This window comes from Archangium lipolyticum (assembly GCF_024623785.1).
In the GTDB taxonomy this organism is placed as follows: domain Bacteria; phylum Myxococcota; class Myxococcia; order Myxococcales; family Myxococcaceae; genus Archangium; species Archangium lipolyticum.
Genome location: NZ_JANKBZ010000026.1, coordinates 145,996 through 171,955 on the forward strand (window position 1 = coordinate 145,996; position 25,960 = coordinate 171,955).

Annotated in this window: 22 protein-coding genes and 1 pseudogene; 12 read left to right on the plus strand and 11 right to left on the minus strand. The window is 69.0% G+C overall.

From position 1 onward, the window contains the following. Positions 1–96 precede the first annotated feature (96 nt). Positions 97–567 carry an AbiTii domain-containing protein gene (locus NR810_RS52665; RefSeq protein WP_257459894.1) on the plus strand — a complete coding sequence of 157 codons (471 nt, stop codon included), beginning with the start codon at positions 97–99 and terminating at the stop codon, positions 565–567. Between the two features lie 100 nt (positions 568–667). Continuing rightward, complete coding sequence (locus NR810_RS38410; protein WP_257459895.1) at positions 668–1,132, plus strand: SMI1/KNR4 family protein; 465 nt, start codon at positions 668–670, stop codon at positions 1,130–1,132. Positions 1,133–1,152: 20 nt separating this feature from the next. Here NR810_RS38410 and NR810_RS38415 read toward each other — a convergent pair whose 3' ends face one another. Further along, positions 1,153–1,293 carry a hypothetical protein gene (locus NR810_RS38415; RefSeq protein WP_257459896.1) on the minus strand — a complete coding sequence of 47 codons (141 nt, stop codon included), beginning with the start codon at positions 1,291–1,293 and terminating at the stop codon, positions 1,153–1,155. Here NR810_RS38415 and NR810_RS38420 point away from each other — a divergent pair. Next, positions 1,286–1,516 (plus strand): hypothetical protein, encoded by a 231-nt coding sequence (locus tag NR810_RS38420; protein WP_257459897.1) that lies wholly within the window; start codon positions 1,286–1,288, stop codon positions 1,514–1,516. The two genes, NR810_RS38415 and NR810_RS38420, sit on opposite strands and share 8 nt — an antisense overlap. On the opposite strand, the gene NR810_RS38425 is transcribed toward NR810_RS38420, so the two are convergent. From NR810_RS38425 to NR810_RS38445, 5 genes and pseudogenes are all read right to left on the minus strand, one after another. Then, complete coding sequence (locus NR810_RS38425; RefSeq protein ID WP_257459898.1) at positions 1,513–2,043, minus strand: hypothetical protein; 531 nt, start codon at positions 2,041–2,043, stop codon at positions 1,513–1,515. The genes NR810_RS38420 and NR810_RS38425 overlap by 4 nt on opposite strands. 136 nt (positions 2,044–2,179) lie before the next feature. Beyond that, positions 2,180–2,458: pseudogene (locus tag NR810_RS53065) on the minus strand (hypothetical protein); the annotation flags it as partial. A 292-nt stretch (positions 2,459–2,750) separates the two neighbouring features. Beyond that, positions 2,751–3,500, minus strand: coding sequence for a HEAT repeat domain-containing protein (locus NR810_RS38435; protein WP_306818858.1), 750 nt, complete (start codon positions 3,498–3,500; stop codon positions 2,751–2,753). 42 nt (positions 3,501–3,542) lie between these two features. Next, positions 3,543–4,202, minus strand: a complete 660-nt coding sequence (locus tag NR810_RS38440) for a HEAT repeat domain-containing protein (RefSeq protein WP_306818859.1) — start codon at positions 4,200–4,202, stop codon at positions 3,543–3,545. A gap of 151 nt (positions 4,203–4,353) precedes the next feature. After that, entirely contained in the window at positions 4,354–5,043 is a 690-nt protein-coding gene (locus NR810_RS38445; protein WP_326522537.1) for a HEAT repeat domain-containing protein, read from the minus strand. A gap of 128 nt (positions 5,044–5,171) precedes the next feature. On the opposite strand from NR810_RS38445, the gene alaS reads away from it, so the two are divergent. From alaS to NR810_RS38470, 4 genes are all read left to right on the plus strand, one after another. After that, entirely contained in the window at positions 5,172–7,865 is a 2,694-nt protein-coding gene (gene alaS / locus NR810_RS38455) for an alanine--tRNA ligase (RefSeq protein WP_257459902.1), read from the plus strand. Next, the gene (locus tag NR810_RS38460; RefSeq protein ID WP_257459903.1) at positions 7,862–8,509 is read left to right on the plus strand and encodes a hypothetical protein; all 648 of its coding nucleotides are present in this window, start codon (positions 7,862–7,864) and stop codon (positions 8,507–8,509) included. Before alaS ends, NR810_RS38460 begins: the two co-directional genes overlap by 4 nt. 26 nt (positions 8,510–8,535) lie before the next feature. Beyond that, the gene (locus NR810_RS38465; RefSeq protein WP_257459904.1) at positions 8,536–11,382 is read left to right on the plus strand and encodes a TIGR02266 family protein; all 2,847 of its coding nucleotides are present in this window, start codon (positions 8,536–8,538) and stop codon (positions 11,380–11,382) included. Positions 11,383–11,542: 160 nt separating this feature from the next. Next, on the plus strand, positions 11,543–12,172 hold the full coding sequence (locus NR810_RS38470) for an outer membrane protein (protein WP_257459905.1): 630 nt from the start codon (positions 11,543–11,545) through the stop codon (positions 12,170–12,172). 78 nt (positions 12,173–12,250) lie between these two features. Here the strand turns inward: NR810_RS38470 and NR810_RS38475 are convergent, their stop codons facing one another. Together NR810_RS38475 and NR810_RS38480 are read right to left on the minus strand one after the other, a co-directional pair. Next, a complete protein-coding gene (locus NR810_RS38475; protein ID WP_257459906.1) occupies positions 12,251–13,894 on the minus strand; it encodes a sensor histidine kinase in 1,644 nt (547 codons plus the stop codon). Positions 13,895–14,044: 150 nt separating this feature from the next. Then, the gene (locus NR810_RS38480; RefSeq protein ID WP_257459907.1) at positions 14,045–15,382 is read right to left on the minus strand and encodes a glutamate--cysteine ligase; all 1,338 of its coding nucleotides are present in this window, start codon (positions 15,380–15,382) and stop codon (positions 14,045–14,047) included. Between the two features lie 60 nt (positions 15,383–15,442). Here NR810_RS38480 and NR810_RS38485 point away from each other — a divergent pair, with 60 nt between their 5' ends. From NR810_RS38485 to NR810_RS38495, 3 genes are all read left to right on the plus strand, one after another. Beyond that, a complete protein-coding gene (locus NR810_RS38485) occupies positions 15,443–16,252 on the plus strand; it encodes an EI24 domain-containing protein (protein ID WP_257459908.1) in 810 nt (269 codons plus the stop codon). Between the two features lie 222 nt (positions 16,253–16,474). Beyond that, complete coding sequence (locus NR810_RS38490) at positions 16,475–19,696, plus strand: MXAN_5808 family serine peptidase (protein ID WP_257459909.1); 3,222 nt, start codon at positions 16,475–16,477, stop codon at positions 19,694–19,696. 158 nt (positions 19,697–19,854) lie between these two features. Beyond that, the gene (locus NR810_RS38495) at positions 19,855–20,841 is read left to right on the plus strand and encodes a hypothetical protein (protein ID WP_257459910.1); all 987 of its coding nucleotides are present in this window, start codon (positions 19,855–19,857) and stop codon (positions 20,839–20,841) included. On the opposite strand, the gene NR810_RS38500 is transcribed toward NR810_RS38495, so the two are convergent. Beyond that, complete coding sequence (locus tag NR810_RS38500; RefSeq protein ID WP_257459911.1) at positions 20,838–21,563, minus strand: glycerophosphodiester phosphodiesterase; 726 nt, start codon at positions 21,561–21,563, stop codon at positions 20,838–20,840. The two genes, NR810_RS38495 and NR810_RS38500, sit on opposite strands and share 4 nt — an antisense overlap. Positions 21,564–21,672: 109 nt before the next feature. On the opposite strand from NR810_RS38500, the gene NR810_RS38505 reads away from it, so the two are divergent. Further along, positions 21,673–21,903, plus strand: coding sequence for a twin-arginine translocase TatA/TatE family subunit (locus NR810_RS38505; RefSeq protein ID WP_257459913.1), 231 nt, complete (start codon positions 21,673–21,675; stop codon positions 21,901–21,903). An 81-nt stretch (positions 21,904–21,984) separates the two neighbouring features. Here the strand turns inward: NR810_RS38505 and NR810_RS38510 are convergent, their stop codons facing one another. Together NR810_RS38510 and NR810_RS38515 are read right to left on the minus strand one after the other, a co-directional pair. Continuing rightward, positions 21,985–22,737 (minus strand): hypothetical protein, encoded by a 753-nt coding sequence (locus NR810_RS38510; protein WP_257459914.1) that lies wholly within the window; start codon positions 22,735–22,737, stop codon positions 21,985–21,987. After that, complete coding sequence (locus tag NR810_RS38515) at positions 22,724–25,102, minus strand: zinc-ribbon domain-containing protein (RefSeq protein WP_257459915.1); 2,379 nt, start codon at positions 25,100–25,102, stop codon at positions 22,724–22,726. Before NR810_RS38515 ends, NR810_RS38510 begins: the two co-directional genes overlap by 14 nt. A 150-nt stretch (positions 25,103–25,252) precedes the next feature. On the opposite strand from NR810_RS38515, the gene NR810_RS38520 reads away from it, so the two are divergent. Beyond that, positions 25,253–25,927 carry a polyhydroxyalkanoate synthesis regulator DNA-binding domain-containing protein gene (locus NR810_RS38520; protein ID WP_257459916.1) on the plus strand — a complete coding sequence of 225 codons (675 nt, stop codon included), beginning with the start codon at positions 25,253–25,255 and terminating at the stop codon, positions 25,925–25,927. The last annotated feature ends 33 nt before the right edge of the window (positions 25,928–25,960 follow it).

Below are 25,960 nucleotides of genomic sequence, written 5' to 3' on the forward strand. Positions count from 1 at the left end.
TCAACCGCAACATCATCACCCATCCAAGATTCTCGCGTAACGGAAGAGTGTGCCGCCCTACTCTCAAGAGCACAATCGGGTGAGCTGCTCTCACGAGTGGTTGCTGACACCTTGGCGCTCGCACTACGTATTGGAGACCAAGAATTACGCACATTCTGCGAAAACGAAATTGCTGGCTATCCAGAAGATTGCGAACTGCCGCCCTACCGCAAGCCTAAAATGTTCTTGTCCCTCCATGAGTTCAATCCGCAGTACATTGGATGGGGTGGACAAGCACTGCGTGTCCTTCAGCATCTTCGTGCAAACCCCTCTCAATATCCACAAATCAGTACCGCGATGCAACTTGCACTATCGGATTTCGAGTCCACATCACTCCCATCAAACTCGCTATCAATCATGCAAAGAAAAGTAAGAGACTTTCCAGTATCTACTCCGCTCGACCCCGAGACACCTGTTTTCCTTTACGCATCTCCAGATATTTACCAGCAGATACTCAGCGGAATTCGGCAGGAAATAACACGACGCCTCTTGAGCAAGCTGCGTGTGTTAGTTCCAAAATCCACATAGACACCACCACATCCTCCCCTTCAGTCTCTTTCTCGGGTCCCGATGTGCACCCCTGGAATTCCCACAGCACTCCATATGCGGCGTGGATGAAAACGCGACAATGAGGCTGCTCGAAAAACTCTCACGCCACCACTTTCCAAATCCGCCTGCCACTCTAGCTGAAATCGTGGAGTTCGAGCAGCGGGTGGGTTGGCGCATGGACTCGGACTTGCGCGCCTTCTATCTACACTGCAACGGCGCCAAGTTGTTCGAGCAGCCAGACTCTCCTTACCGAATCCTCCCATTGGACAAGATCATCCGGGCTCGTGTGGCCATGCGAGGAGAGGACAGTGATGAGTGGGGACCTGCCTCCTGGTACGTGCTCTGCGACCTTCATGACAACGATCGCATCCTGGTGAATGTGGACAGGACGCTAAACGCCCGTCATCCCATCATTGATGGCTGGAACGAAGGATTTTCGCATCCGGAGGACTGCAAGCAGATCGCTGGCTCATTCTCGGAGTTCCTGGAGGCAGCACTCAGTAGTGGCGGGCGCAAGTTCTGGCTGAAGCAGGGCGGCTCCTGAAGCAGTCCACGCCCTGCGCCTCACATGTCCCAATCGAAAGTGTCTACGGCCTCCTCGATGCTGCGGGATGCCAGCACTTTGAGCAGTTCCTCGGGCATCGCTCCCGACGCCTGGACCTCCACATCCCCCAGCAGCGCCTGGTCCGGGTAGCCGATGCACACCACCCGCACCTTCAGTCCTCCGCACCTGGAGCGAAGTCTGGATGGCCGTCCGCGCCGCTGCGTCCATCTCGCCCTTCCGGACCTTGGGCACTCCAATCCGGCCAACTCCTTCAGCTTTCTGGACGCGCTCGCCGACTACCGCGTGGAGTTGCTCCCATGGTCCGAAGCCCGCATGCACCTCTATGCGGCCATCGAGGAAATGGGACTCATCCGGCGCGCCTAACCGGGTGGAGGCCCGAGTTCCAACGGGTCCCACACGAGTTCCTCGGTGGGCGTCAGAATCATGTTGGTGAACCCGTGCCGCTCCACGAAGCGCGCGAAGCGCTCGGAGACGACCAGTCGCCCATGCAGCCCCCGGGGACGGAAGATGTCCTCCCCCTGCCAAGTGCCGGGCTCCAAGGAGAAGCCGTAGATGGCATTCTTCGTCGCCTCGCGGCACTCCTCACACGTAGGAGGCTCATCGGCGTAGCGAATGCGGCTGAGCGCCATGTGCACCGCCGCGCGGCTGAAACAGGCCGTGACGGCCAGGTAGTGAGGCACGTGAGTGGGCTTGGAGCCTCGCCGCTTGCGGCGCACCCGTACCACCTCCACCGGGTGGAAGCCCTCCAGCCCCGTGAGTCCTTCCTCCTGGAAAGCCCGGGCGAACCGGTCGGAGACGAGAAGGTCATCCCCTGGCGCTTTGATGAAGTCCCCGAGTTCCTCACCGTGCAGGAACAGCTCGATTCGGTAGGGGGAAAGCCATTTCATCATTCCAATGGGGTTACCGCACCGCGGGCAGACAGCCCCCTCTTCACGATTGACGGGCTCGGCCTTCTCGACATCGATATCGTAACGGGACCCGATCGCGTCCTTTTCCAGGACGAAGAAACGCGGGGAGGCAGACGGTTCAGAAGCCATTGGGGAACCTCGCACGCATCAAGGGCCGATTGTAGATTTCCCGGAGCAGGGCCTCGAACTGCTTCGGGGTCGCCGTTCTGTTGTCCTCGAGCCACTTGATGACTTCCGCGTCCACCTTCCGGTGCCACTCCTGATAGCCGCAGTGGGCCTTCTCATCATCGGCCCGGGAGACGAAGCGCGGGTCGCGTGGCTTGTAATGGCCGCGAAGTGTGCCGTGTTCCTCCAATGCCTTGGCGATGGGCCGGGAGATGATGTGGTGCAACTGCCCCTTGCACTCCTTCGGCTCGGAACAGTCGGAGGCAGCCTCGGCCTCACTCGCCGCCTCCGCCTTCTGACCGGCCTCCTCCACCACCTTGGCCTGCGCCGCGACCTTCTCCAACTGCGCGAGAATCTCCGCCGCCTTCTTCGGGTTGGTCTGCTTCAGCGTCTCGCACGCGCTGAACATCCCCGCCTTGCAGTGGCAAATCGCCGACGTCTCACCCGGCGTGCATGGAATCTGCGTGAGTAGCAGCAGCAGCAGGCTCGCGAACACGTGTCTCCTCCTTGGACCTCCGCGCAGACTACTTGGAGCCCTCTGGCCCGTCCTTCAGAGCCCTCGCGCGTGCGGCCTCCCGGAGATCCAGCACTCGCGGCTCGGAAAGCCCCGGTGCCCCATCCCGAGCGAGCTCGCACAGGAGCTCGGCCACCTCGCCAAGCTCATTCTCCCCCCTCTGTTCCATCATGTGGAGGAGCTGGGGGATCGCGAACCATGCCAGGGGACCGAGACCTCGGAAGGCAACGACACTCCTGAGACGTTCGAACGAGGATCTGCTCCACAGCGAGTCCACCAGAATCGGGACGCACTCCTCCGAGGGTGCACACTCCGCCAGCGAGAAGGCGGCCACCCACCGCACGGTCCGCACGGGATCCGAGAGCAGGCTCCGCAGGGTTGGTACTGCTCCCGCCGCATGCGCCCTCAAGCGTGACAGGCTTCTCGCCGCGTTGAGCCGCACCAAGGGATGCGGGTCCCTGCAACCCGCCTCCAGAATGGGGAGTGCCTCGTCGAAATGGGGCTCGCACCAGGTCAACGCCACCATGGCCGCGATCCGCACCTCCAGCTTTGGATCATCGAGGCACAATCCAACGGCGCGAAGGGCATCCACCGACGGTGGGATCCTCGGCTGGGGGCCAATCCGGATACAGATATGCCGCCTGTCCCACAGCTCCGCGAGCACCTGGAGGGTGTGCTGACGTCGGCGACGGTGCTTCGGGTCACGGAGATTCGCGACCAGCGCTTCCATCCGGCGAATCTGCCGTTGCTCGTCCGTCATGACAGGAGTCCCTCTACCCGAGGCAACTCACGCCCCGCCGCCTCACGTATCCCACTCGAACGTGTCCGCGGCATCCTCGATGATGCGGGGCGCCAACACCTTGAGCAGCTCCTCGGGCTTCGCTCCCGACGCCTGGACCTCCACGTCGCCCAGCAGTGCCTGGTCCGGGTAGCCGATGCACACCACCCGCACCTTCAGGCCCCCGCTCTCCGTGGGGTGGATCTCCGTCTGCAACCGGTAGCCGTGGATGCCGTGCTTGCGCAGGACGCCTTGCGCCGCCGCCTTGCTCTCCTTCACCGGTGCCAGCAGCGCTCCCACCTGGGTCAGCTTCCGCCGCATCCGGGCCTCGGTGACCTTCACCACCTCCGGCCGCAGCTGGCCCGTCTTGTCCTTCACCCCAACGAGCTGCACATAGAGCTTCGGTGCCCGTGCCTTCAAATCCTGCAGCACCTGGAGCGACGTCTGGATGGCCGTCCGCGCCGCCGCGTCCGTCTCGCTCTTCCGCGCCTTGAGGCACTCCAGTCCGGCCAGTTCCTTCAGCTTCCCCAACGCCTGGGCCGAGGCCGCGCGGACCTGCTCGCTCGAATCCTTCAGCCCATCACACAGCGGTTTCAGGGCCTCCGGATCATCCGAGGCCCCCAGACCGAGCGCGGCCTGTGAGCGCAGCTTGGGATCCGTCCCCTTCCCGAGCTGTTTGCTCAAGGAAGCGGTCCGGGCGTCCACCTGGGCCAGGACAGCCCCTGGCAGCGAGAGAAGAAAGAGAGCGAGAAGCGAGAACGGGCGCCGCATGTCTGGGAACCGATCCTAGCCCGGTCCGCGAAGAACACAGCGCCCCCCGGTACGCCGCGGGGCGTCACCTCTTCCAGCCGAACGAGCTCGCGGCCTCCTCGATGGCCCGGGGTGCCAGCGCCTCGAGCATGTCTCCCTGCTCCGCTCCGGACGCCTGCACCTCCACGTTCCCGAGGAGCTGCTTGCCCGGGTAGCGCAGGCACATCACCGACAGCTTCAACCCCCCATCCGGCCCGGGACGGATCTCCGCCATCAGCCGGTAGCCCTGGAGCTTCTCCTTCTTCAGCACCGCCCGGGCCTCCGCCTCGCTCTCCTTCTCCGGAGCCAGCCAGGCGCCCAGCTGGGTCAGCTTCCGCCGCATCCGGGCCTCGGTGGCCTTCACCCACTCCGGCGGCACCGTCCCCGTCGCGTCCTTCACCCCATTGAGCATCACGTACAGGCGCGGCGGCCGTGCCTTCAGCTCGCGCAGCGTCTTCAGCGCCGCCGTGATGGCCGCCTGGGCCGCCTCGTCCGGCTCGTCCTTCCGGGCCTCCAGGCACTCCACTGCCCCCACCTCGCCCAGCTTCCCCAGCGCCTCGGCCGCCGCCGCCCTCACCTCTCCGCTCGGGTCCTGGAGCCCCTCGCACAGGGGCTGGAGCGCCTCCGGATCCTCCGACTCCCCCAGCACCCTCGCCGCCTGGATGCGCTGCGGGGGCTCGGCTCCCTTCCTCAGCAGCCGTCCGAGCGAGGCCGTCTGGGGGTTCGTCTGGGCCACGACGGTTATAGGGAGAACAAGCAGGAAGCAGGCGACAAGGTGGGATGGGGAGCGCATGTCAGGCTTCGATCCTAGCCCGGTCCATAAGAAACGCAGCGCACCCCCCACTTGTGGCATATACCCTCACCATGTCCTCTGTCATGTCCGCCTCCCAGATTCGCGAGGCGTTCCTCAAGTTCTTCGAAGAGCGCGGTCACCGCCGCGTCGCGTCGTCTTCCCTCGTCCCCCAGAACGACCCGACCCTGCTGTTCACCAACGCGGGCATGGTCCAGTTCAAGGACGTCTTCACCGGGCGTGAGAAGCGCGACTACGCACGCGCCACCACCTCGCAGAAGTGCGTGCGCGCCGGCGGCAAGCACAACGACCTCGACAACGTGGGCTACACCGCGCGCCACCACACGTTCTTCGAGATGCTCGGCAACTTCTCCTTCGGCGACTACTTCAAGGCCGAGGCCATCGCCTACGGCTGGGAGTTCGTGACGAAGACGCTCGGGCTGCCCAAGGAGCGGCTCGCCGTCACCGTGTTCAACGGCGAGCGGGGCATTCCCTGGGACGAGGAGGCCGCCGAGCTGTGGGCGAAGCAGGGCGTGTCCCGCGACCGCATCCTCAAGCTCGGCTACAAGGACAACTTCTGGGCCATGGGCGACACCGGCCCGTGCGGCCCGTGCTCCGAAATCCACTTCCACCAGGGCAACGACATCCCCTGTGTCGAGGAGGCCGCGGGCCGTCCGTGCCAGGGCGTGGCGTGTGACTGCGACCGGTGGCTGGAGATCTGGAACCTCGTGTTCATGCAGTTCGAGCGCAAGGAGAAGGACGCGCCGCTCATCCCGCTGCCCAAGCCGTCCATCGACACGGGCGCGGGCCTTGAGCGCATCGCGTCCGTCGTCCAGGGCAAGCGCTCCAACTACGACACGGACCTCTTCCAGGGCATCCTCTCCACGGTGAGCGGGCTGGTCGGCAAGCCCTACACCCAGGAGGGTGGGGCCTCCATGCGCGTGGTGGCGGACCACAGCCGCGCCACCGCCTTCCTCGTCGCCGATGGCGTGCAGCCCTCCAACGAGGGCCGCGGCTACGTCCTGCGCCGCATCATGCGCCGCGCCATCCGCCACGGCTCGCTGCTGGGCCTGGACGAGCTCTTCTTCTACAAGGTCGTGGACCGCGTCATCGAGCTCATGGGCGATGCCTACCCCGAGCTGCGCGAGAGCCGCACCTTCATCCTCGAGGTCGCCAAGTTCGAGGAGGAGAGCTTCCGCCGCACGCTCAACCGCGGCATGAAGCTCATCGACGAGGAGGTCTCCCGGCTGAAGAAGTCCGGCGAGAAGGTGCTCGAGGGCAAGAAGGTGTTCGATCTGCACAGCACCTACGGCTTCCCGTGGGACCTCACGCAGATCATCCTCCGCGAGCGCGGCTATGAGGCGGACCTCGAGGGCTTCGAGAAGGAGATGGAGGAGGAGGCGAAGCGGGGCAAGTTCGCCGGCTCCGGTGACAAGGCGGTGGGCGCCATCTACCAGCAGGTCCTCGAGCGGCTGGGCCCCAGCGAGTTCCTCGGCTACGAGGGCGTGGGCCACGAGGGCGAGGGCTCCGTGCGCGCCATCCTCAAGGGCGGCGCCGAGGTGACGCACGCCAGCGAGGGCGACGAGGTGGAGCTGGTGCTGGACCGCACGCCCTTCTACGGCGAGTCTGGCGGCCAGATGGGCGACACCGGCCGCATCGTGGGCCACGGAGGCAAGGCCGTGGCGCAGGTGCAGGACGCGCAGCGTCCGGTGCAGGGCCTCATCGTCCACAAGGTGAAGGTCACCCAGGGCTCCTTCAAGGTCGGAGACATGGTGCAGGCGGGTGTGGACGGCGAGCGGCGCTCGTCCATCCGCGCCAACCACTCGGCCACGCACCTGCTGCACAAGGCGCTCAAGATGGTGCTCGGCGAGCACGTCAAGCAGGCCGGCTCCGTGGTGGCGCCGGACTACCTGCGCTTCGACTTCTCGCACTTCGCGCCCATGACGCACGAGCAGCTGGAGCAGGTGGAAGACCTGGTCAACGGCTGGGTGCGCGAGAACACCGAGGCGCAGACGCGCATCATGAACCTGGAGGAGGCGAAGAAGTCCGGCGCCGTCGCCATGTTCGGCGAGAAGTACGGCGAGACGGTGCGCGTCGTCACCGTGCACCCCCAGTCCACCGAGCTGTGCGGCGGCACCCACGTGCGGCGCAGCGGTGACATCGGCCTCTTCAAGGTGCTCAGCGAGTCCGGCGTGGCCTCGGGCGTGCGGCGCGTCACCGCCGTCACCGGCCTGGGCGCCCTCCAGTACGTGCGCGAGACCGAGCGCGAGCTGAAGAAGGCCGCCGAGCTGCTGAAGACCTCGCCCAAGGACCTGGTCAAGCGCGTGGAGTCCACGCAGAAGCGCATGAAGGAGCTGGAGAAGAAGATCGAGGAGGTGGCCGTGAAGGCACAGGCCGGCTCCAGCAAGGATCTGCTCGACCAGGCGCGCGACATCAACGGCATGAAGGTGCTCGCCACGCGGATGGACCCGGCCGACCCGAACGTGTTCCGCGGGCTGGCGGACCAGCTGCGCGACCGCATCAAGTCCGGGGTGATCGTCATCGGCGGAGAGAAGGACGGCAAGGTCGTCCTGCTCGTGGCGGCCACCAAGGACGTGGTGGCCCGGGGCATCCACGCCGGCAACCTGCTCAAGGAGATGGCCAAGGAGGTCAACGGCCGCGGCGGTGGCAAGCCGGACCTGGCCCAGGGCGGTGGCGAGGACCCCTCGCGCATCCCCGCCGCCTTCGACAAGTTCTACGAGCTGGTCCAGGGGACGAACCTCTCATGAGCCCGTCCGCCCGTGGCATCGCGGCGCTCCTCTGCGCGGCGGCCCTCCTCGGGGGCTGCAAGAAGGAGGAGCCCGCCCCCGTCGAGGACCGCACCCTCGCCAAGCTGCGCGAGGAGGTGGATCGCGTGAACCAGGGCGGCGCTCCCTCCGGGCCGCCCGCGGACAACTCCACCGACCCCAACGCGCGGCTCGCCGGGCTCGCCACGGGCCAGGAGGAGGAGGCGAAGACACTCGCCATCCCCTCCCCCAACCCGACCGTGCACGCGGACACGCTCGCCGTGAAGCTCACCGGGCTCGAGTCGCTGCACTCGCTGCGCGGCTCGGGCAAGGTGGGCCTCACCACCGAGGAGCTCTTCCTCCGCGTGCAGCTCATCGCCCAGAACGTCGGCACCGACCCCTCTCAACCCGCGCACGTCGCGTTCTCGACGGCGCGCGTGGTGGACGCGGCAGGAAAGGACTACCCCATCGCCCAGGACGCCCAGACCCTCGCCGGCACACGCAAGCTGAACCGTACGTGGGAGCAGGACCAGCGCGACTCGATCACCCTCATCTTCGAGGTGCCGCCGTCCGCCATCGCTCCCGGGCTCACCCTCCTGCTGCCCACCAGCAGCGGCGAGGACGTTCGCCTGCCTCTGCAGCAATGAGGCCCTCCGGGAGGCGGTGACGGACGGTGACGGTCGAGCCCAAGCTCCTCCCGCTGCGCATCCGCCTCCCGTACGCGACGGAGGAGGACTTCATCGAGAAGTACGGCTCCAACGTCGCGCGCGGGGGCCTCTTCATCGCCACGCGTTCGCCCAAGCCCGAGGGCACCGGGCTGGCCTTCGAGCTGGTGCTGGCCGATGGCGGCCGCCTGCTGCGCGGCGAGGGCCTGGTGGTGAAGACCCAGACCGAGGGCGCGCGTGCCGGCATGACCGTGCGCTTCGTCCGCCTCGATGCGCACAGCAAGGCGCTCATCGACCGCATCCTGGCCCGCCGCAGCGAAGCCGCTCCCACCCCAGAGAAGCCACGCGCGGAGGAGCCCCAGCCGGCCGCGCCGAAGCGCGGGCGCCCTGTCATCACCGCCGAGGCGCTTCGCAAGCAGGCCGCGAACCCGCCCCGCCCCGCCGTCCCCGCCGCGCCCGGGCCCGCTCCCTCCGCTCCGAAGCCGGCGGCGAAGCCAGCCACGTCCGCCGCGCCGGCCCAGAACGGCGTCGCTCCGCCGAGGCATCCAGCCCAGGTGCCGACACGGCAAGCGGTTCCGCCCGCTCCGAAGCCGGCCGCGCCGCATCCGCCAGTGGCGGTGAAACCTCCCGCCCCCGTTGAGCAGCAGGCCCCCGCTGTACCCGCTGAGCCAACCGAGGCCCCGGCTCCCGTGAGTGCCCAGGTCTCCGCGCCCGTGCCCACCCCGGCGGAGCTCGCCACCCCGGCGGCTCCGGAGCGCCCCTCGCTTGCGGATTCCTCGCGGCCCGCGGCCCAGGATCTCATCGCCAGCGCCATCCTGGATCACCTCGCTCCCGTGGACCTGGAGCCCTCGCTCATCTCCCCGCTGGAGTCGGAGCCGCCCGTGTCCATCGCACCGGCACCGACGGCTCCCGCGCAGGTGGAGCCGCTCGCCGCCGAGGCCGACGCACTCATCCCAGCGAAGGAGGAGCCGCCCGTCCACGTGCCTCCGGAGCCCCCCAAACCACCACGGGTGAAGCCGCCCGTCTCCGAGACACTGGCACCGCCCATCCCCACCAGGGCGGAGCCCCCCGTCCCTCCCTCCGCCCGTGAGACGCCCGTCGTCGAGACACCGGCACCGTCCGTCCCCAGCACGGTGGAGCCCGCCGCGCCTCCCGCCGTCCGTGAGGCACCCGCCCCCACCGAGTACCTCCCCGAGGAGCTCCGCCGTCCGCCCTCGCCGGAGCTCAAGGGGCGCCGGCGCGCCATCCTCGACGTGCCCGTCTCCCCGCCCGTGACGGCCACCCATCCCGAGGTGGTGCTCGGCATCGACCTCGGCACCTCGGGGGCGCGCATCGCCGTGCACCATCAGGGGCGGCTCCAGCTCATCTCCCTCGGCGAGGCCCCATCGCTGCCCTCGCTCATCGCCGTGGACGAGACGGGCCAGCTCCTCGTGGGCACCGCAGCGCGCACCGAGGCCGAGCGCGCTCCGCGCCATGCCGCCCTCGGACTCCGCCGGTTCCTCGGGCTGCGCGCCCGTTCGCCCCTGGTGCGCGCGCTCGGCGGTCCCCTGCCCTTCCCCATCGTCGCGGGCCCTCGCGGTGACGCCAGCATCGAGCTCCGCGGTCAGAGCCACCTCCTGCCCGAGCTCGCCGCCCGGCTCCTGCGCGAGCTCAAGGCCGCCGCCAGCACCTTCCTCGGCCACGAGGCCACGCGGGCCGTCCTCTGCGTCCCCGCCCACTTCGACGACCGGCAGCGCGCCGCCATGCGCGAGGCGGGCACGCTCGCCGGGCTCAACGTCCTGCGCATCCTCAATGCCCCCTCGGCCGCGGCGCTCGCCTTCGGCCATGAGCGGGGGCTCGCCCGCAAGCGCATCCTCGTGGTGGAGCTGGGCGGTGGCGGGCTCGACGTGTCCGTCGTCCAGCTCACCGGAGACGACCTCGAGGTCATCACCACGGGAGGAGACCCCACCGTGGGCGGCATGGACTTCGACGCGCGCGTCGCCGAGGCCATCGCCAGCGACCTCCAGGCCCAGGGCGTCCCGCGCCCCGAGCACCCCTCCGACTGGAGCCCGCTGCTCACCGCCGCCGAGGCCGCCAAGGTGGCCCTCAGCGAGCAGGAGCGGGTCACCGTCCCACTCCCGGGCGGCCTGCCCCCGTTCTCCCTCGATCGCGAGCGCCTGGAGGCCCTCACCGCGGACCTCGTGCAGCGCATCACCCTCGTCGTGCGCCAGGTGCTCGAGTCCAGCGCGCTCACCCCGCAGGGGCTCGACGAGGTGCTGCTGCTCGGAGGCCAGGGCCGCTCGCCGCTGGTGCGCCGCCGGTTGGAGGAGAGCCTGGGCGTGCCCGTGCGCACGGACGTGGAGGCCACCCACTCCGCGGCGCTCGGCGCGGCGCTGCTGGGGCAGGGCATCCTCGACGCCCAGGCGGGCAAGCCCGGCGCCACCGTCTCCGAGGTGCTCTCCGTCCCCATCGGCGTGGCCGAGCGCGGGGGCACGCTGCGCCGCGTCCTCGAGCGCAACACCCGCCTCCCCGCGGAGAAGACGCTCGTGCTCCCCGCCACGCCCGGACCGCTCGTGCTCGCGCTCTTCCAGGGGCCCTCACCGGTGGCCGCGGAGAACGAGTACCTCGGCACCCTCTCCTTCTCCATCGAGCGTCCCGGCGAGGCCGAGGTGCACTTCAGCCTCTCGCAGGACGGCACCCTGTCGCTGGCGGCCACGCTGCCCGGCGTGAAGCGCCACTCCGTCACCCTCGCGGCGGACATGCCCGAGGACGCGGAGCTGGAGTCCGTCATCTCCCGCTCGCCGCTGGAGGGCGAGCCCGGGAACCGGCCGGGCGGGCTCCTCTCCGGCCTGCGCAAGCTCTTCGGCCGCCGCTGAGCGCCGCCCCGGGAAGCGAGGGGCCATGCGGGCGCCCCACGTCACGTCCGAGTCGCCCACGAGCACCCGGGCCCCGAGCGGGCTCAGACCTTCTCATTCCGGACGAATGCCCAGATTTCGACCAGCAGACACCCAAATGACGGAATGACGGGAGGACGAGATGAAGCGTTCGTGGATGGGTGGTTTCGCTCTGGTTGCTCTGTGCACCGCTGGATCGGCGTTCGCGGCCATCGATGCCACGCGCGTGGGCCAGGAGATCAAATACGACGAGAGCCAGACCAAGGTGGGCGTGGACGTCCGCGTCGGAGTGGGTGGCCTGACCGGTGACTCGGGCGACCGGACGGCGCCGGGTCCGCTGCTCGGAATCACGGCGGGTGCCCAGCCCTGGCGCCTCGTCGGCCTCGAGGCCGGTGTCGAGGGTCAGCGGTTGCCCATCGACGACGTGCGCGTCGGAGACGAGCAGGCCCTGTACCGCTACAACCTCGGCGTGCTGGCCAAGGCCGGTCCGCTCGTGATGGACGACAAGCTGCGTCCGTACGTGGGAGCGGGCGTCGGTGTGAGCTACATCAACGCCACCGACGGCGCGGACACGCTCTACGACAACGACTTCATCCAGGAGGTGCCGCTCGCGGCCGGCCTGGACTACCGCTTCAGCGAGACGGTCTTCGCCGGTGCGCGCGCCACGTACCGCGTCCTCTTCGGCGAGGAGTTCGCTGACACGGTCGACGTGGATGGTGACACCAGCGGCAACCTGCTCAACTTCGGCCTGATGGTGGGCGGCCGTTTCTAGCCTGCCCGACACCGAGCACCCCGAAGACACGCCCCGCCCCGCCTCTCGAGCAGAGGTGCGGCGGGGCTTTCTCGTCCCTCATGCCACGAGTGGCCCGGGAGCCAGGGGCTGCCCGGCGGCATGGACTGGCAGGGAGACACGAAAGGTGGTGCCACGGCCCTGCTCGCTCTCCACGGTGAGCTCCCCTCCGTGCGCGGTGATGATGCGATGGCAGACCGACAGGCCCAGCCCGCTCCCCACGCCCGCGGGCTTGGTGGTGAAGAACGGACGGAAGATGCGCTCCAGGTTCTCCGGAGGAATGCCGCACCCCGTGTCGGACACCTCCACGAGGACGCGTGAGCCCTCTCCCCTCCGGGCGATCAGCCGGATCTCATTGCGCTCCACCGCTCCCGGCGTGATGGCGTGGGCCGCGTTGAGCAGCAGGTTGAGGAACACCTGGCACAGCCGCGCGGCATTGCCGTGCACCTGGGGCACTCCTTCCGACTGCATCACCAGCCGCGCGCGGAGGCGGATCTCGTGCGCCGCCATCTTCGACGCGCTCCGCAGCACCGCCCCCAGGTCCACCACTTCGCTCCCCGCGTCGTCCGCGCGCGAGAGCAGCTTGAGATCCTGCACCAGCAACCGCACCCGCTCGGCCCCCTCCTGCGCCTCGGCGAGCGCCTCCAACAACTCCTCGCGCTCCCTCACGGAGACGGTACCCTGGAGCCGGCCCAGCTCCTCCCGCACGTAGCCGAGATTGCCCAGGATGAAGGCGAGCGGGTTGTTGATCTCATGGCCCACGCTCGCGGCGAGCTGGCCGACGGTCGCCAGCCTGTCGGCGAAGAGGAGCTGGCCATTGGCCTCCTCCAGCTCGGCGGTGCGCTGGCGCACGGTCTCCTCCAGCAGGGCGTTGTAGTGCCGCATCTCCCGCTGGGAGGACTCGGCCTCCGCCTTGGCGAGCCACTCCTTCTGCCGCACGGTGTCGCGCAGCTCGGCGGCCATCCGATTGAAGGCCCGCGCCAGCATGCTGTACTCGTCCTGTCCCCTCACGGGCAGCTCGGTCGTGAAGTCGCCCCGCCCGATACGCTCGGCGCCCCGCAGCAGCTCCCTCGACGAGCGATGCAGGGCCACGAGGATGGTGGCCGCCAGCGCGAACACCACCACCAGGGCCACCAGGGGAATGACGAGTCCCAGGAACCGGGTGAAGCCGAGGGTCTTCAGCCGCGCGTACTTGTGCCGCGCCACCTGAGCGCGCTTGGCCTCCCAGGCCTTCTCCAGGTGCGGCTTCACCTCCGCCTGGAAGGCATCCAGCGTCCCGTGCAGCCCCCTGTCCACCGCCCCCGCCGGCGCCTCCCGCACGCGCGCTTCCGTCCGCCGCATCCACCCCAGGTGCGCCGTCCGGACCGCCTCGATGCGCGCCAGCTCCTCCGGCAGGGCCTCGGGATCCACCTCCCGCCGCACCAGCTCGCGCAGCTGCGCGAAGTCCGCCTCGGCGCGCCGCTCCTCCCGCGCGAGCACCTCCCCCAGCTCCTGCCCCCGCTCACGCGCGTCGATCAGCGCGTGGGGAACGGACACCTCGTCCCCGGTCAGCCGCCCATACAGGGTCTGCTGATCCTGCATGGCGAAGATCTGTTCGGTGCTGCGAATGCCTCGGAGGGACAAGGCGGACACCGTGCCGCCCAACACCACGACGAGCCCCACGGCTACCGACGCGAACAGCAGGATCCTGGCACGCACAGTCATCGGGTTGGCCTCTCGGACGGACCGCCGGACAGTCCACCGGCCCACCCCCTCCTTCCCGCGCGCACCTGATCCCGGGGCCCCCCATACCTCAGGGGGCTTTTTCGGGACATAACGGAAATCTACAACGGAGCTGCAATTGTCAACCAGCCATCAGAGGGCGCTGCGGGCGAGCAGCGCCTCGGGGCGGGGATCCTTCTCCCACGCCTCGAGCACGGCCTGGGCCGGAGAGCGGCCCGAGGCGGCCACCTCGGCGAGCGGCTCCAGCAGCGGCGCATCCGCGGCGTCCAGCCGCTCCAGCCCGCGGCGGGCAATGGCCACCATCTCCGCGGCGAGCCGGTGCAGCTCGTGGTTGCCGAGCTTCCCGGCCAGGCCCTGCCGGCGCGAGGTGTCGTGGAAGGCCAGGTGCTCCTCGAAGGACAGGCGCGGCAGCAGCCGTTCCCCCTCCTCCATCGCGCCCCGGTCGTACAGCAGCCCGCGCCAGAGCGCGGCGAGCGCGCCCGTCATCGGCGCCGACACGCAGTCCGCCCCGCGCACCTCCACCACCTTCTTCAGCCGCACCTCGGGGAAGAGCGTGGAGAGGTGATCCGTCCAGTCCGTCATGTCGGCGGGCTGACCCTCGAAGCCCTCCTTCATGAACTGGCGGAAGGTCATCTTCGGACGGAGGTACTCACCCCGGCGGCGCAGGAAGAGGATGGGCGCGTCCAGGGCCCACTCCACATAGGCGCGGTAGCTGAAGGAGCCGTCGAAGAAGGAGCGCAGATAGCCACAGCGGGTGGGATCCACCTCGTCCCACACCCGGCTGCGGAAGGACAGGTAGCCGGAGGGCTTGCCATCCACGATGGGGCTGTTGGCGTAGAGGGCCACCATGAGGGGGGCCAGACGCGCCACCAGCACCGTCTTGCGGACGCAGTCGGCCTCGTCCTCCCAATCGAGGGAGACCTGACCGGTGGAGGTCATCAACATCATGTTGTGCGCCAGAGGACCACGCTCGGGCAGGCTCTGCCGCATGGCGACGTAGCGCGTCTTGGGCATCCACGACATCTCCGGCGGGGTGCCGAAGGGCCGGTAGCCCAGGGCCACCAGCCGCAGACCGAGCGCCTCGGCGGCGGCCTTCACCTCGGCGAGGTGGGCGAGGTTCTCGGCGTGGGCCTCGCGCGCGGTGCGCCAGGGAGAGCCGGACAGCTCCAGCTGCCCGCCGGGCTCCAGGGAGATGGTGAGCATCCCCTTCTGCAGGGCGATGGCCGGGGAGGTCGGCGTCTCGCGGAAGGGGGTATAGCCGGCCGGAGCCAGCCGCTCGAGCAGCGCGCCGATCCCCGAGGGTCCCTCGTAGGGCACCTGCCGCGCGGACTGGAGCGGGTAGACGAACTTCTCGTGCTCGAGGCCCAACAGGTGGCTGGAGCGAGGCTTTTCCGCGGACCGGAAGCCGGCCAACAGCATATCGACGGAGGTGATCGGCTCGGTGGCCGTGCGCTGGAGGTCGAGGGACATGGCGGGCCCCTATATAACGGTGATTGACCCTGCCGCCGTCATTTGCGCATCGTCCCGAAAATGACCCACTCCTCGCCGGTGCCCACCTTCTCCGCCCGGCCCGGTCCGGCGGATTTCTTCCAGGGCCTCGCCCTGCTCCTCCGGTCCTGGAGCCTCATCTTCCGCACTCCCCGGCTGCTCGGCCTGTCCGCCCTGTGCGCGCTCGTCACCCTGGTGGCCCTGGCCGCACTCGCCGTCCTGCTCGGGGCCTACACGCCGGAGCTCCTGGGGTGGCTCTGGACCCGGCCCGAGGCCTGGTACGGCCGGATCTTCTGGTACCTCATCCTGACGTTGATGTTCCTCATCCTGTTCGTGGTGGGGGCCAACATCGTGCTGCCCGTGGTGCTGGCGCCGCTGCAGGATCCCCTCTCCGAGCGCACCGAGGAGCTGTGCGGGAACTACACCTCGCCGCCCTTCCAGCTCGGGCCCTTCGTCCAGGGGCTGCTCACCAGCGTGGCGCACACCCTGGCGCGTATCTTCTTCCTGCTCCTGGGACTGGCCGTGCTCTTCCCCCTCAACCTGGTGCCCGTGGCGGGCAACACGGCGTGGACGGTGCTGGGCACCTTGTGGACGATGCTCTGGTTGGCCGGTGAGCATCTGGCCGCGCCGATGACGCGCCACGGGTACCGCTTCGCCGAGGTGCGCCGGGTGATGCGCCAGCGCTGGCTGCTGTGCCTGGGCTTCGGAGCGGGCGTCTTCGTCCTGCTCTGGGTTCCGATCCTCAACAGCTTCTTCCTGCCGGTGGCGGTGGTTGGCGGCACGCTCCTCTACCGAGGGCTGCTCGTCGTGGGGAACGTGCCGCCCCCTCCCTCTCAACCTATCGGGAAATAATCGCCCGGGCCGGTTGTCTCGTCTGGTGGCCCCGGCGCGGGAACGCAGCGCGCGCTCGTGGCGTTATCCGACTCTGCGGGAAGGCCTCCGCTTGAAGCACCGAGGGGTCATGATTAGGCTTGCCCGGTCGCTCCCGGCACAAGTTCCTCACGCCAACCGCTCGAATTCGCTGGGCTTTTCACGTATCACCCCGGGGCTCACGAGCCTCAATCTGGATGAACCATGCCGCGACTCTTTCGCCGGATCCTCGCCGTCGCCGTTCTTCTTGGGGCCTGGGCCCTCGTGGGCAACGACCGGGCGCCCCTGCCCCTGACACTCGGTGCGGCGGAGGCCGGCCAGGGAAACGCCTCTGACTCCACTCGTCTCTCCGGTGAGAAGGGGAGCTCGCACGAGCTGTCCTCCCTGCGCGTCTTCACGAAGGTCATCCTCTACGTGAAGGACAACTACGTCGACCCCAAGCGCGTGCGGCCCAAGGAGATGATGATCGCCGCGCTGGAGTACGTGGAGAAGAGCGTCCCGGACGTGCTCGTGGACGGCAGCGCCGAGACGGGCAAGCTCAACGTCAACGTCAACGGCAAGACGCGCGAGTTCGACATCAGCCACGTCGACTCGCTGTGGAAGATGTCCTTCACCCTCAAGGACGTCTTCGACTTCGTGAACAAGAACATGCGTCCCATGGAGGAGACGCGTGACATCGAGTACGCGGCCGTCAACGGGATGCTCTCCACGTTGGATCCGCACTCGGTGCTGCTGCGCCCGGAGATCTACCGGGAGATGAAGCTGTCGACGAAGGGCGAGTTCGGCGGCCTGGGCTTCGTCATCCAGATGCGCGAGGGCAACCTCACGGTGGTGAAGGTGCTGCCCAAGACGCCGGCGGCCCGCGCGGGCATCGTGAAGGACGATCAGATCAAGAAGATTGGCGAGGAGTCCACGGTCAACATGGACCTCAACGAGGCCGTGGGGAAGCTGCGCGGCCAGGTGGACAGCCGCGTCTCCATCACCGTGGATCGCAAGGGCTGGGACAAGCCGCGCGCCATGACGCTCAGCCGCGCGATGATCTCCATCGAGAGCGTGCAGTCCAAGCTGCTCGCCGGCAACGTGGGCTATGTCCGGCTGAAGAACTTCCAGGGCAACACCACGCGTGACTTGCAGGCGGCGCTCTCCGAGATGCGCCGGCAGACCGAGTCCAAGGGTGGGCTCAAGGGCGTGGTGTTGGACTTGCGCGGCAACCCGGGCGGTCTGCTGGAGCAGGCCATCCAGGTGTCGGACACCTTCATCTCCAACGGCACGCTGGTGTCGACGGTGGGCCTGTCGGACAAGCTGCGCGAGGAGAAGCGCGCCCGTCCGGACGAGGGTGAGGACACCTTCCCGGTGGCGGTGCTGGTGAACGCGGGCAGCGCCTCGGCCTCGGAGATCGTCGCCGGCGCGATGAAGAACCTCAACCGCGCGGTCATCATCGGCCGCCAGACGTTCGGCAAGGGCAGCGTGCAGGTGCTGTACGACTTCCCGGACGACAGCGCGCTCAAGCTGACCATCGCCAAGTACCTCACCCCGGGCGACGTCTCCATCCAGGAGGTGGGCATCATCCCGGACATCGAGCTGGTGCCCTCGGCCGTCACCGACGAGCGCGTGCTGGTGTTCGCCCCGCGCAAGACGATTGGCGAGGCGGACCTGGATCAGCACTTCGGCAACCCGAACTCGAACTCGGTGGCCAAGAAGCGCGAGGACGTGCTCGGCCGCGAGAAGCCGCTGGAGACGGTGAAGTACCTCAAGCTGGACGAGAAGCAGCAGGCGCTCGCCAAGAAGGCGCAGGAGGATGCCGCCAAGAACAACGAGACGGCGTCCAAGGGCGGCCACCCGCTGCTGGACGTGGACTCGGTGGGCACGGGCGAGGAGCTGGATGATCAGCTCGACGCGGAGAGCCAGGAAGAGGTGAAGGAGGACTTCGAGGTGCAGTTCGCCCGGGACTACGTCCTCCAGGTGCCCTTCACGGACCGCCGCCAGATGCTGCAGAAGGGCAAGACCTTCGTGGAGCAGAAGCGCCGCGAGGAGGAGCAGCGCATCAACTCCGCCATCAGCGCGCTCAACGTGGACTGGAGCGCGGGCGCCACGCCCAAGGACGTGAAGCTCGCGGGCAGCTTCAGCCCCTCGGCCGACCAGCACATCGCCGCGGGCGAGACGTTCGACATGACCGTCACCGCGGAGAACAAGGGCGGCGAGCCCCTCAAGCGCGTGCGCGCCTACACGGAGAGCGACAACTTCTACCTGGACCGCCGCGAGTTCCTCTTCGGCAGCCTGGCTCCGGGGGAGAAGAAGACGTGGAAGGTGAAGGTGCGCCTGCCCAAGGACCTGACCTCGCGCCGCGACGACGTGACGGTGAAGTTCTTCGACGACCACGGCGCGCTGCCCACCACGGTGGTGAGCGAGCTGAACTTCGCGGAGCTGCCGCGCCCCGCCTTCGCCTTCAACTGGCAGGTGCTCGATACCTGCGACACGTGCAACGGTGACGGCGTGGCCCAGCGCGGCGAGGACATCACGCTGGTGCTGGACGTGACGAACACCGGCAAGGGCAAGGCGCTCGACTCGTTCGCGCAGATCAAGAATGTCGGCGACCCGAACATCTTCATCGAGAAGGGCCGCTTCAAGCTGGGCGAGCTGGCCTCGGGCGAGACGAAGACGGCGCGCTTCCAGCTGGAGGTGAAGAAGGGCTTCCGCGAGGCCACCTTCCCGCTGAAGCTGGCCATCGTGGACGAACCCCTCGAGGAGTTCGCCATGGAGAAGCTGGAGCTGCCGGTGTCGGACGTGCCGGTGGCGAAGCTCGAGCCGAAGAAGAGCCTGGTGAAGGTGTCGGAGAAGGCGGAGCTCCTGGGCTCGCCGCAGCCGGACGGCACGGTGCTGGCGAAGCTGAGCAAGCCGGCGGTGCTCAACGCCGAGGCCGTCACCAAGGGCTTCTACCGCGTGGAGCTGGAGAAGGACCGCTTCGCCTTCGTGCGCAGCCAGGACGTGCGCGAGGCGCGCGGCAAGGCCACCCCGGTGCAGGGTCTGACGTACGTGGCCCGCCGCTCGCCGCCGGACATCAAGCTGGACGTGGACTACAGCCAGGGCGGCCTGGTGGCCAACGGGGACAAGTACACCCTCACCGGCGAGGTGGATGACGCCCAGGGCCTGCTGGACATGTACATCCTGGTGAACGACCAGAAGGTGTACTTCCAGGGCGTGGACCAGAACGCGAAGGCGAACGAGCCGCGCAAGCTCAAGTTCACCACCGAGTTCTCCCTCAAGGAGGGCAACAACAACGTCCTGGTGGTGGCGCGCGAGAGCACCGACTTCGCCAGCCGCCGCACCCTGGTCATCCGCCGCCGTCCGGCCGAGCTGGCCCAGAAGCTGGGCTCGGCCGCGGCCCCGGCCTCGGCCACCAAGCCGGGTAAGAGCGCCACGCCGTAAGTAGCGGCGCTGATCGCCTGCCTTCCGGGCGGCTTTCGTCGGGGTGCACCCACCCCCTCGGAAGCCGCCCGTTTTATTGACGCTTTCCTCGGACGCACGCTAGCGTCGCCCCGTTTGGCGCCGTCGCCGGACGTGCGCCTTGGGAGGCGGTACTGAGGATGCGGACGTTCAGCCGTTGGATGGCCCTGGCGGTTCTGGTGGGCGGCCCCGCCGCGTACGCGGATCGCAACGACTTCGTAATCACCAACCTGGGGAACCCGAACCCGGTGAGGGCCGCAGGCTCCACTGAGTTCTCGGCCAACTTCAACCCGGAAGCAAACGGGGACTTCCGCGCCTTCACCCGCACCTTCGCCGCGGTGATGACCTCGGCCAACCTGATGCCCCCGGAGACGCTGGGGCACGCGGGGTTCGCCGTCAACGCGGAGCTGAGTGTCATCGGCCTGCCCTCGCCGGGCCGCGAGGACGGTCAGGTGACCCTGCCCACGGAGCGCACGCAGACGGACTCGCTGCTGCTGCCCTCGGTGCACGTGCGCAAGGGCCTGCCCTTCTCGCTCGAGCTCGGGGCTCGCGTGGGGTGGATCGACCGCAGCAGCATGTTCGCCACCACCGGTGAGCTGAAGTGGGCCGTCAACGAAGGCTTCACCTGGCTGCCGGACATCGGCGTGCGCGCCCACGTGACGCGCCTGTTGGGCAACAAGGACTTCGACCTGACGGCGGCCGGCCTGGACGTGGGCGTGGGCAAGCAGTTCCCGCTCGGCGGCATGGTGACGCTCACCCCCTACGGCGGCATCGACCTGGTGGGTGTGGCGGCCAATTCGGACACGCTCGACTTCGATCAGAGTCGGCTCCTGACCGACCCGAGCAACCCCCCTCCCAACCCCTACACGTACCTGGACAACACCGGCATCTACGAGCCGGTGAAGCTGGGCGAGAACATCAACACCCGCTTCTACGGCGGCGTGCGCTTCATCGGCGGCGCGCTGCAGCTCGGCGCGGAGATCTCCCTCAGCAGCCAGGGCACCATCCCGGTGACCCGCACCACTAGGACCCAAGGGGAAACGGAGGTCATAGTAACGACGGAAACGAGGGATCGGGCCCTGCCCGCGGTGTTCGCCTTCAACACCACGCTCGGCCTGGACTTCTAGGCCCCGGCGCGCAGGGCCTCGCGCACGGCGCGGGGCCTGTTGGTGATGAGGTAGGAGACGCCCATCTCCTCCATCGCCCGGGCGCGCTCCGCGTCATCCACCGTCCACACCGCCACGCGCAGGCCCCGGCGGCGCCACTCCTCCACCCGCTCCGGCGTGCACTGCTCGTGATAGGGGTGCACCGAGTGGGACGAGACGAGCGGCGTCACCACGTACGCCTGCGGCCCCCAGCGCTTGTCCGGATCGATGAGGAAGCCGCGGCGCAGCGAGGGCGCGGCGGCCGCCGTCCGGAACAGGCACAGCGGGTTGAAGCTGGAGATGACCACGCGCTCGGCCAGCTCCCGGCGGGTGACGATCTCCGCCACCTTCTGGGAGAGGCCTCCGTCGTCGGCGTGGTCGCACTTGAGCTCGATGTTGACGAGGAAGTGCGCGGGCAGCGCGTCCAACACCTCCTCCAACAGGGGAATGCGCTCGGGCGCGAAGCCGAGCCGGCTGCCCACGTCCGCCTGCTTCAGCTTCCACCAGGACGTGGTGCGCACCTCCCAGGGCAGGCCCGCGAGCCGATCCAGCTTCTCGTCGTGGCACACCACCACCTCGCCGGAGCCGCACACCATGGCGTCCAGCTCCACGCCATCGGCCCCCTGGGCCACGGCCTCCTGGAAGGCGGAGAGGGTGTTCTCGGGGGCATCGGCGCTGGCACCTCGGTGGGCGAGCAGGAGCATGTCACCAGTGTGCGACAGCCCGCCCCGGGGAGCGAGCGTCCCGAGAACCGCCGTCCGGGGAGTGACAGGCGGCTTGCCTCCCCCCGGCCTTTGCTGCACTGTGCGCGGCATGCTGGGGCTGCGTACCGGGGAGATCCTTTTCATCGCCTTCATCCTGGTGGTGGTGTTCTCCGCCGCCCGGATGGGTCAACTCGGCAACGCCGTGGGCAAGTTCGTCTACTCGTTCAAGAAGGCCTCCAAGGGCGAGGATCTCGTGGACGCGAAGACCCTGCCCCGCGCCAAACGCGGCCAGGACGTCTCCGACGCCGAGTACACCGACTCCGGCCCGAAGCGCGGCTGAGCCCGCCTTCCGGGCTCGCTTCGTACGAACTGGTCCGATGGTCGGACCAGTTGGTGAAAACCGCGCCCGGCGGGGCCTCCCTCAGTGCTGCCCGACGGGGCCTTCCAGCAGACGCGCGGCCTGCTCGCGCAGGGACGGATGCACAGAAGAGTCCGCCGCCAGCTCGGCCAGATCGCTCGTGCTGAGCAGGGGGACGATCTTCACCCCCACCTCGGGCGGCAGGTACGGGTTGAAGACGAGCGCGCGGCGCACCGCGTGGCGCGAGGACCAGCGCGGTGACTTCCAGATCTCCACCAGCGGCTCCGGGCGGGCCGGGCGGCGTGCCGCCATGCGCACCACCAGGGGCTCGGTGAGGCGGGGATTGAGGAGCGCGTTGCGCACCACGGCGGGGTTGCTCACCGTGACCAGCCGCGAGAGCACGTCCGGGTCCCTCGTGAGCCGGGCCTGCTGCTTGAGGTGCCCCAGCGACTGATTGGAGACCTGGGCGTCCGCCTTGGCCGCCGCGCCCTCGTCCAGCTCCTTGCGCGCGGGCGCCGTCTCGAAGAGGTCCGCCACCGACTCCAGGGACTGCACCTCGGCCATGCGGCGCAGCGAGTCCGCGTAGGGGATGTTCGCCGCCTCCTGGCCGAGCGCCCCCACGAAGGCGGAGAGCACGCAGGTGGCCGGCTCCCAGCCCCCACGGGCCAGGAAGATGACCTCGTGGAGGAGCTCGTTGGCGTCCAGCGGATCCCGCTTCGCCAGCTCGCGCGCGGCGGCCTTGCGGACGATCTCCGTGCTCCCGCTCAGGGCATGGAGCCGCCGGACGACGCTCTTGGCCTCCTCACGGCTGGGCATTGCCCGCGTTCCCCTCCTTGGCCAGGGACTCGAACGTCACGTCGAGCCGGAAGCCGGCCAGATCGGCCGGGTACTCGTAGAAGAAGACGACGAAGGGCGCCCGGGCACCGGGAGCCACCTCTTTGGCGGCTCCGTCCAGGCGGCCGCGCAGCGCGTCGGCCTCACTGGCGTTCGAGAGTGAGTAGAGCTCCTCCGGCGTGGGCACGGCGCCCACGAGGCCCTCGGCGCCCTTCACCTTCTGGTCCCCGTCGTACAGCGCGACGCGCGCCTTCACCCGGACAGGAGCGGTGCCCCGGTTCTCCACCTCACCGCGGACGAAGAAGAGGGTGTGTCCGTCACGCGTCTCGTAGAGGCCGTTGGAGAGATCCTTCGGCACCAGGGGCAGGGTGGACGACACCATCTCCCGAATGCGCGAGGGAGACAGCGCCGACAGCTCCACCCGGCCATCGTTGAGCCAGGCGCTTCCCACGGCGACGAGACCGACCACCAGCACCGCCGCCACCACGAGCTGGGCGGCCACGGCGGCCAGACGCTGCACCAGACGCGGACCCTGGCGCTCGCCGGGAGCCTCTTCCTTCTTCGCGGGCGGGGCGGCGATCACCGGCGGCGCGGGGGCCGGTGCCGGCTGCATGGTTGGAAGATCGGGGAGGATCTCCCGGGCCTGGGGAGCCCCCGGCCCCGGGAAGTCCGGGAACGGGTTGCGCTCCGTCGGAGCACCCGACTTGGCCAGCGGAGTCGCCGGGACCGTCTGCGTGGCACCCCAGTCCGGAATGCCCGCCGGAACGGCACCCTGGGGAGCGCCCCAGTCCGGAATGCCCGCTGGAACGGCCCCCTGAGGCGCACCCCAGTCCGGGATGCCCGACGGAGCGGCCGCGGGAGCCGGAGCCGGAGCCGGAGCGGACGCCCTGGGCGCGGGGGCTGGAGGCAGCGCCGCCACGGGGTCGAACGAGCCCGAGGGCGTCATCGGCATCCTGTCCGCGGCGGATGGGGGCAACGCCGCCACGGGGTCGAACGCGGCGAACGGGTTGCCGCCCGCCATCACGTTCGGGGCAGCGGCCTGCATCGGCACCGGCGCGGCGGCACGAGCCGGAGCCGGAGCCGGCGGCGGGGGCTCGTACGAGACGAACGGGTTGTTGCCCTCGAGCCCCTCCATCTCCTCGAAGACCGGAGCCGGAACGGGCGCGGCACTCCGGGGCGGCAGCGTGGGTGTGGCCGGAACCGTCGGCGGATCGTCCGGAGGCAGCGCGAACGGATCGTTCTCCTCGAACGCCATCGGAGCGCTGTGCGCCTGGACGGGCGCGGCGCCCCGGGGCGACAGCGTGGGCGTGGCCGGAACCGTCGGCGAATCATCCGGAGGCAGCGCGAACGGGTCGTTCTCCTCGAACGCCATCGGAGCGCTGTGCACCGGGACGGGCGCGGGCGCGGGCACGGGGCTCCTGACCGGAACCGGGACGGGCGCGGGCGCGGCGCTCTGGGCCGGCTTGGGAGCCGGTGGGGCACTCCGGGCCGGCACGGGCATGGGTGCCGGCTTGGGCGCTGGAGGCAGCGTGGGTACCGGGTTCGCGAGCGTCGCCGCGACATCGCTCGCGCCGAACGGATCGTTCTCGTCGAAGGAGAAGGGCGCGCTGCTCTTGGGCAGGGCGGGCGCGGGGCTCTTCGCCGGAACCTGGACGGGCGCGGGTGCGGGGCTCCTCGCCGGGACCTGGACGGGCACGGGCGCGGCGGCCTGGGCGGGCTTGGGCGCCGGAGCGGGCCTGGCGGCCGGGGCGGGCGGAACCGTCGGGTTGGGCTGGGTCGCGCCGAGCGCCAACGCCCCGGCGGGCTTGTTGGGAAGGGGAGCCTTGGCGGCGAGCTTGAGCGCCTCGGCGGGAGTGGGCGTGTTGTCGCCCATGAACTCCATCAAGGGGTCCAGATCGAGCGTCGCCGGAGTCTTCGGCGGCTCCATCGAGCGGGGCAACGGGACGGCGGGAGCGCCCCCTCGGGCAACGGCGACGCCGGGACCCGAGGCCGCCGGGGCACCGCCCGGCGCATCGAAGAGCGTGTCGAGGGGAGATGCGCCCCCGGGTCGGCCCGGAGCCTTGCCGGCCGCGGGGGAATTGCCCCAGGGCACGGAGGACGAGGCGGCGGGCGCGGAGGTCCGGGGAACCTCGAGCGGAGTACCCGCGCGGGGTGTCGCTGGAGGCTTCGCGGACGGAGCCACCTCGACGGAAGACATGCCCGGGGCGGGCGCGGCGGACGAGACGTCCTCACGCGCGACCCGGAAGGTATGCTGACACTTCGTGCAACGGACCTTGACCCCCTTTTCCGTCACCTTCTCGTCGGGGATCTTGAACCGCGTCTGGCACCGCTCACACTTGACGATCATTCAGGGCTCGGCCGGTCCGAGAGTATAGGCGCAGAGAGGCACCACCGCGAGCATGCCACTCCCCGGCTTGCCCGCTCCCACCCCCTCTGCTACAGGCTTTCCTTCCGCGAAGGTGTGTGAGAGCCCCCGGTAGGCGGAGAATCCAGACAAATGAGCGAGCCAGAGCAGGCAGGCGTGCCGGGCAAGGAGCCCAAGGTCATCAAGCGGTATACCAACCGCAAGCTCTACGACACGGTCGAGAGCCGGTATGTGACCCTCGATGAGATCGCCGCGATGATCAAGGACGGCGTGGAGGTCCAGATCGTCGACAATCGGACGAAAGAGGACCTCACCTCGGTCACGCTCGCGCAGATCATCTTCGAGGAGGAGAAGAAGCGGAACCGGATGCCCCTGACGGTGCTCCGGGAGATCATCCGCCATCCGGGCGAGTCGCTGACGGACTTCATCCAGAAGGCAGTCACTCCCCGTGTGGTGTCCATTCGCGAGGAGGCCGAGTCGCGCCTGGACAAGCTGCTGCGGCGCGAGGACAAGCGCGAGGAGGACAAGCAGGAGGGCGAGCCCACGCCCGCCGAGCCGGCGGCCGAGCAGGCCCAGGCGCAGCCGCAGGAAGCAGCCGGTGGCTCCGGTGGCGCGAGCGAGCTGCTCAAGGCCAGCCAGCGCGCGCTGGAGGACTGGCAGCGGAAGATCGACGAGCGGGTGAAGCACGTCGTGGAGAACCTGGCGGGCAACCTGCCGGCGCTCGGCCGCGACATGGCGGTGCTGACGCAGCGCCTGGAGGAGCTCGAGAAGAAGCTCGACGAGCTGGAGAAGAAGAACCCGCAGTAGCGTCCCGGGTCGCTGGAAACAGGGGCCCACTCA